The following is a 6,480-nucleotide window of genomic DNA, read 5'->3' as shown; positions in this document are numbered from 1 at the left end:
GACGCAGATCGCAAGCTCGGCTGTGTTGACGCAATTGGTTGATTAGTTGACCATACAAATGGGTAGAGTTTGTCATGATTCTTGGCTGTTGTGTGGTAACTCTAGCCTCTCATATCTCTCTACCCGTCCCTCCAAATTTCCACGTATTTATTGGCTTTTACCTACTTCTGTCAGGCAGCCAGGGTCTGAACAGCTTTCCAGTAATACTTTAAGTAATGCTGCGAGAGTCTCGAATATTAGAGAAAATAGAGCTTTTGAGAAATCGGAACTCCGTGAGGAACAGGCTTTTGAGTTGGGTAACGTGCCTGTGAATAATGATATTGCTGTTGAAGAAATTAAACCTGTAGAATCTGATACTCAGAAGTCAAGCCGCCCGAATTATTTGAGCCTGTTGAAGCGGAAGAAGGAGGAAGCAAGAGATGCAAAACCAGACTGAATATGTGGAGCTACCTTCTGGTGTATCTGTCCCAGTAGCTAGCTATAAGCTGCATGGTTTACCTGAATATGACTCTAATCCACTAATTCAAGCACTACCTAGAATTCTCGATGATGAAGAGTTTGTTGAAGCAGTTCAGCACTATCCAATCAGTACTGAAGATGAGAGAAACTTACCACTCCAGCTAAGATATCATTGCGTCGAACGATTAACCGCTCCAATTCCTCAAGGGTATTTTCAACCTTTGAATCGGCATGTTGAATTACACCGCATGGTTGTAATCGCAATAATGCAGGGATATTTACCCCGCAACATTGCAAAGCCAGGACATGCTATCCGAGCAAGGCAAATTCATCAAGCATTGGTGAAAGAAGAGGGAAACAATTTAGACAAGTACTTAACTGGAGAAACGTCTGCTCATAGTATTACTCTGATAGGTCCATCTGGATGTGGAAAAACAACTGCCCTATTGAGAGTTCTAAATTTGATTCCAAGAATAATCTTTCACCCCGAATATACTTTCTTTCAAATTCCTTACATTAAAGTTGAGTGCCCGCATTCAGGTTCGCTCAAGGACTTGTGTATTAATATTTTCTTGAAAGTTGACAGTCTATTCGGCACGACTGATTATTATTAAAAATTTAGTTCTAGAAGCAACTCGGAAGGGCATATGCTTGCCCAAGTCGCATTAATTATGCATAACCACGGTGTAGGTGCATTAATTATTGATGAACTTCAATACTTGACTGCGGCTAAAAAGGAATTACCAGAGCGAATGCTCAATTATTTCGTTTCAATGGTCAATTGCTTAGGTGTTCCTGTAATCCGTGTTGGTACAAACAAAGCCGTCCAGTTGCTTAACAAAGGCTTGAAACACGCTAGAAGAGCAGGCGGTATATTCTGGAATTTGATGAAGAAGGATGAGGAATGGGAACTGTTCTGTGAAGGATTATTTGAGGCACAGTGGACAAAAACAGTAACCCCATTTTCATCCAAGATTGCTGATGCGTTATTTGAGGAGAGCCAGGGAATCGCTGATATTGCCATCAAGTTGCATAAGATGGTTCAGTGGAGAGCGATCGCTCTTGGTGGTAATGAAATTATTACACCTGGCTTAATACATGAAGTCGCTGCGGATGGATTAGTGTTAGTGAAGCCTATGATAGATGCCATTCGTTCTGGAGATCCAGATTGGATGGAGAAGTACGATGATATCAGTCCTGTTGATACTGAGGAATACTATCAGAAGTGGCTGTCTAAGATTGATTCTATTAAAATTGCTGAGATTAGAAAGCAAGCAAAGCAGCAACAAAATAAGGCAGGTACTGATTCAGCGAAGCTCAATTATATTATTCTTGAGCTTTTGAAACTGGAGGTTGATCGTTCTCTAGCGAAGATATGTGCAGAAAAGGTTTTAGCTGCTAATGCAGGAAACATACACCCCTCTAAGCTGGTTGATGAGGCGTATAAATTAGCATTGGAAGGGCTACTTGGAAATCAAAAGCAATCTACTAAAGAAGAAGCTAAACTAAAGCCTGTTTACAGCGTGGGAGATATGAGAAAGGCTATTCAGGATGGATTGGAGAAAGGATTATCTGAATTTGAATCTCTAGAAGGTCTGGGAGTCTTCATCGATCCAGTTGAAAGATTTATAAAGGTAGAGAATCTTGCTGAGAACCTTTCCAACGCCTTACCCTGACGAACTTCTCTACAGTATTTTTGCTAGGCATCACATCAGAAGTGGTAATAAAAGCTTTCAGCAAACGGTTGAAGAGTTATTAGGTTATGTACCCCAACAACTTTATGGGCTTGGTTTACCAAATAGCTTAAGTGTTTTAGCCAAGAATCTACACCCAATTACAAACCTGACCGTAGAAGGTTTAGTTGTAGAGCATACCCTATTTCCCTTCTATAAAAGTTTTCTCACGCCGCCTGAAGCCTTTCGCCTAAAGGATTTAATGAAAAAGAAGGCTGGGAAACCAATTTTTCAGGTAGCTAAAATAGCCGTAATCGAAAAAGACTCGGACAAGCAACTTCTAAGATTTTGCAGCCAATGCTTTGAGGAAGACTTCCAAAAATATGGAGAAGCGTATTGGCATCGAACTCATCAAATTCCAGGAGTCTTAGTTTGCTTAGAGCATAAAAAACTTCTGAATGATAGTCTAGTACCTCTTCAGGATGGGTATTTGGATTGCTATGCTGCCAATCTAGAAAACTGTTTGGTTAGTGATGTTCCAGCAATTTGCCAAGAAAGCACTCTACAACAATTGATTGCGATCGCCAAAGAGATCAGTTGGCTATGTAGTGCCCAGTTTGAGTTCAAGGGACTTCAATGGTTGCGTAAGCAATACCAACATCATCTAGTTGCTCAAAGTTTTGTGAGCTTTTCCTCATCTAGGGCATTCAAATTCCATGAAGAGAAATTTGTAGATGCGGTTTTGTCTTGTTATGGTCAAGACTGTTTGAGCTTGATTAAACCTGGTCTAGCTGATCGTTTGGGGCGATATTTTTACCGTTGCCTCTTCGCTTGTGATGTAGAACCCGTAATTGATCGTGTCACTCATGTTCTATTGATTAAATTTCTATTAAACTCCTTGAAAAATCTTCTGGAAGCGTAACTTTTACTAAACTTGTCTATCTTTGTTTATGTTTCATCAGTTTCTTTCTGTAGTGTTACTGCTAATCTCACTTGGATAGCCGATTGTGCTAACTCTTACAGAAGAATTAGGATTTGCGAACCTTTATGAAAGTAGCTCTGATGGCTTGCCAACAACAACTTCTACAGAACTGCCACTTCTTGTTGAATTGAGTTTTGATGTTGTTGGTCATGCCATTCCAGTAGACCATGCTTATGAGCTTTTCTCTGCGATCGCCCACCTTCAAGCTCAGTTGCACGACCTAAAATTCTTAAGCATCCAAACCATTACCAACACTGCCTTTGAAAATAATAAACTGCTCTTGAGCAAGTATTCAAAATTGCGAATACGATTGCTTGTAGAGCAAGTACGGCTTGTTTACTCTCTAGCAAACAAGTCACTGATGTTGGGTAAGGACAAAATCCGATTGGGAATTCCGAAAATTGATTTGCTACAACCAGCAGGAAGTTTGTATTCACGCATGGTTGTGATCAAAGGGCACCAAGAACCTGAGTTATTTTTAGAGGCTGCTCAATCTCAACTAAAGCGTTTAGGAATTGAGGGAGAAGCTTGTATCTCTGTTGGCTCTCACGGTTCCCTAAACCGAAAGACGGTGAAAGTTCGAGGGTACACAGTTGTGGGGTTTGGGCTAGAAGTTGCAGAACTTAGCGATCAGGATTCGCTCAAACTACAAACCTATGGCATTGGCGGCAAGCGGAAAATGGGTTGTGGAATTTTCGTGCCTAAGTAGAATATATGGAATCTCATAGTAGTCCATCACTTACAAGCTCAGTTCAGTCAAAAATTCAACTTGCGCTGAGCGATCGTTATATGACCCAGCTACATTGTGCTGGAATGGCAGGGTTATGGATGACGCTAAGCCAGTTAAAGAAGCAGTTTCCAGATGCTAATCAGAGACCAGGGCAATTAGATTGGCAGCTTTCCTCCTGTAGCATTAATCTTTGGTGGAGCGGTAGAGACTTAGATATTTTAGATTGGCTGCTCAAGCAAGCATTTCAGGTAAATGAACAGGGGCTAATTGCTTTAACAGGCATGGATATTCAAACACTGGATGTTCATACTCAGATCGCCACTCATCAAGGCATAGTCGGCACTTTTCTACAGCACCATAAATTCCGCACTACAGTCGATAAGAAACTTTTGTTTCTTCTTCTAAATTACTGGTACAAATGGTATTTTGCTGCACAGTCCAACGAAGCAAAGGAGGTCAGGGGGCTTGAGCATTGGCATCTCAGCCTTGTTTACTACCTTCTCTTTATTAAATTTTCCATGGATTTCTATTTATTCTTAGAAGTTGGTGAAAAGACGATTGTTATTTCATATAGCAAGTTAATTTCTTATGCTCATCGAGATTTTGCTCGACGTCTCTGTAATAAACAGGGGCAACTCTTGCAGGAGCCTATTCAAATAGCTGGGTTGCTCTATCCAGGTGCAGTTATGAACCATGCGGCTTTTGAAAAGCAAACTAAGTTTGAAGTGGCTTCAAATGAAGCTTTAGTGTTGCTGTTTGCACCTGTAGCCTGCTGGTATTTTATGGTGCCAAGTAGCCCACGCAACAAACGGATACAGTACATTTTAGTTATTCCAGAAATCAGTGATTTAGAGGCTTACGCCAAACACGGCCGAGAAATCAGAAACTCTAGTTATGAGAACTTCTGGGTTTCCAGTCTGGGAGATGCAGGACTTAAGTTCCTCACGCTTCAAGATGATGTACAACCCATTAAAGAGGGTGAAGTTAGAGGATGTCAAAGTGTTTTATTCACAAAACCAACATGGTCTCGGCAGCAGTTAGTTCGTAAAGAGGTAGAAAGGATAGAAGCAACGAAAGAAAGTCTTTTCTGCTATCGACTTTGCTATAAATATATACCCCAAAATACTATTTTCTGGCAGGAGGGGAAATTTCATATCCGTGTTAGCAACATTCGCGGGTTAATTGCTGACAACTTAGGTAGAGGCTTAGCTTGGTGGGACGGTATTTCTAAGGAAACTAACAGCCAATGTTTGTTTGAAGAACTTAGTTTTACAGAAGAAGGGTTACTTACAATGATTGAGGAGGCTGAGTGGAAGGATCAAGCCAAAAAGCTATTTGTGAAAGCTTGTCACGAAGCTTTGCGGAGAACTTATGCAAAACTCTATGACCAAACTGCTGAGGGCGACTATGCTCAAATTGAGCGTTGTAATATTCACATTCGCTCTGAGCTAATGCGTTGTAAAAATGCAACAGCATTTCGGGAGTTCCTCAGCCAATTCTTTTCCAAAGCAGGGCAAATTCCAATTCTTCAGAAGCATTGGGAGGAGTTGCTACCTATTACTACAGGTGAAGTTGATTGGAAGTTAACGCGAGATTTGACACTGCTTGCTTTGGCTAGTTATTCAAAAAGTGAAGTACTCAAGGATGATAAACAGCCTGAGATAGAGGAATTGCAGAATTCACATGTTGGTGAAGGCAATGTTGGTTAACTCAAGTTAGAACAGTGAGCTGGAGATGCCTTATGTTTCATCTATTTGGCAATATCCTCACCCATCATGGTCCTTCTGCAAATAATCGTGGTGAGAATGAGGGGAACATTACCCCGCTACAGAAATTGGCGTGGCAAGGCGAAACTCATACGACTGTCTCTGCTGAGGCAATCCGTTGGGCACTGCGTTATTACTGGCAAAAGGCAGGCTACAACGTCAATAGGCGATGGAATGGAGAGACAAATGAATTTGCACTTCAAGATCTAAACTTTAACTCTGAAACTTTTATTGATGATGATGTTTTAGGTTTCATGAGGGCTGAGGGAGCAAAAGCTGAGAGTGCAGATGAACCCTCCAAGAAAGGGAAAAAACGCCCCAAAGGAACGGTATTGAACCGACGAGGGGTTTTAGAGGTTACTCGTGCTGTTTCGAGTACTCCGTATGATGGAGATATTACCTTCAATGCAGTAAGTGGAGCTAAGAATCGAACATCGTTGTATGGCACAGAATTTCACGCTACCCGCTATCAATATGGCTTCGCGATGACACCCGATCGCCTGAAAAACAAATCTCGTATTTTTGCTGTTCTCGATGGTTTGCTTTCACTCAATGAAGTCGCTGGCAATCAAGCTCGGTTCCTGTATGATTTCGCCCCCAGCAGCATTGTCTTGAGATGGACTCAAGACTTTTCACCTCGGCTGCTTTACTGCTTTAAGTGTGATGAAGCAGGGAAGAATCTATCAGCAGAAGACTTAGTGTATCGAATCAATGCCGGAGATATTGATCCCAAGGAGCTTTGGGTTGGGGGCGAAATTGCTGAAACCTTAGCAGATTCAGAAGTGCATAAATTTTCAGGTATAAAAGCTGCTGGTGAAGCACTTAAGCAGGTTATTAAACACGATATGCAATCGGACAAGGATTCATAAC

General features: G+C 41.4%; 4 protein-coding genes and 1 pseudogene. All 5 read left to right on the top strand.

The window, feature by feature from the left end; genetic code table 11:
* Positions 1–419: 419 nt before the first annotated feature.
* The 5 genes and pseudogenes from H6F93_RS18780 to cas7i all read left to right on the top strand — a co-directional run bounded on the left by H6F93_RS18780 (position 420) and on the right by cas7i (position 6,479).
* Positions 420–2,135 (top strand): annotated as a pseudogene (locus H6F93_RS18780) (ATP-binding protein).
* Positions 2,104–3,054, top strand: a complete 951-nt coding sequence (locus H6F93_RS18775) for a TnsD family Tn7-like transposition protein (RefSeq protein WP_190683810.1) — start codon at positions 2,104–2,106, stop codon at positions 3,052–3,054. Before H6F93_RS18780 ends, H6F93_RS18775 begins: the two are co-directional and overlap by 32 nt.
* 85 nt (positions 3,055–3,139) lie before the next feature.
* Positions 3,140–3,823 (top strand): type I-MYXAN CRISPR-associated protein Cas6/Cmx6, encoded by a 684-nt coding sequence (gene cas6, locus H6F93_RS18770; protein WP_347277322.1) that lies wholly within the window; start codon positions 3,140–3,142, stop codon positions 3,821–3,823.
* Between the two features lie 5 nt (positions 3,824–3,828).
* The gene (gene cas8a1 / locus H6F93_RS18765) at positions 3,829–5,553 is read left to right on the top strand and encodes a type I-MYXAN CRISPR-associated Cas8a1/Cmx1 (protein ID WP_190683807.1); all 1,725 of its coding nucleotides are present in this window, start codon (positions 3,829–3,831) and stop codon (positions 5,551–5,553) included.
* Between the two features lie 32 nt (positions 5,554–5,585).
* Positions 5,586–6,479: a type I-B CRISPR-associated protein Cas7/Cst2/DevR gene (gene cas7i, locus H6F93_RS18760; protein WP_190683804.1), complete on the top strand. Its 894-nt coding sequence runs from the start codon at positions 5,586–5,588 to the stop codon at positions 6,477–6,479.
* Position 6,480 lies beyond the last annotated feature (1 nt).

The sequence above is a fragment of the Leptolyngbya sp. FACHB-671 genome, assembly GCF_014695745.1.
Classification (GTDB): Bacteria; Cyanobacteriota; Cyanobacteriia; order Elainellales; family Elainellaceae; genus JAAUTN01.
This window is presented reverse-complemented; position numbering and strand designations above follow the sequence as displayed.

What these genes read in the sequence shown, in the direction of transcription:
- cas8a1 (WP_190683807.1), top strand. Translation starts at nt 3,829, where the DNA reads ATGGAATCTCATAGTAGTCCATCACTTACAAGCTCAGTTCAGTCAAAA.
- cas7i (WP_190683804.1), top strand. Translation starts at nt 5,586, where the DNA reads ATGTTTCATCTATTTGGCAATATCCTCACCCATCATGGTCCTTCTGCA.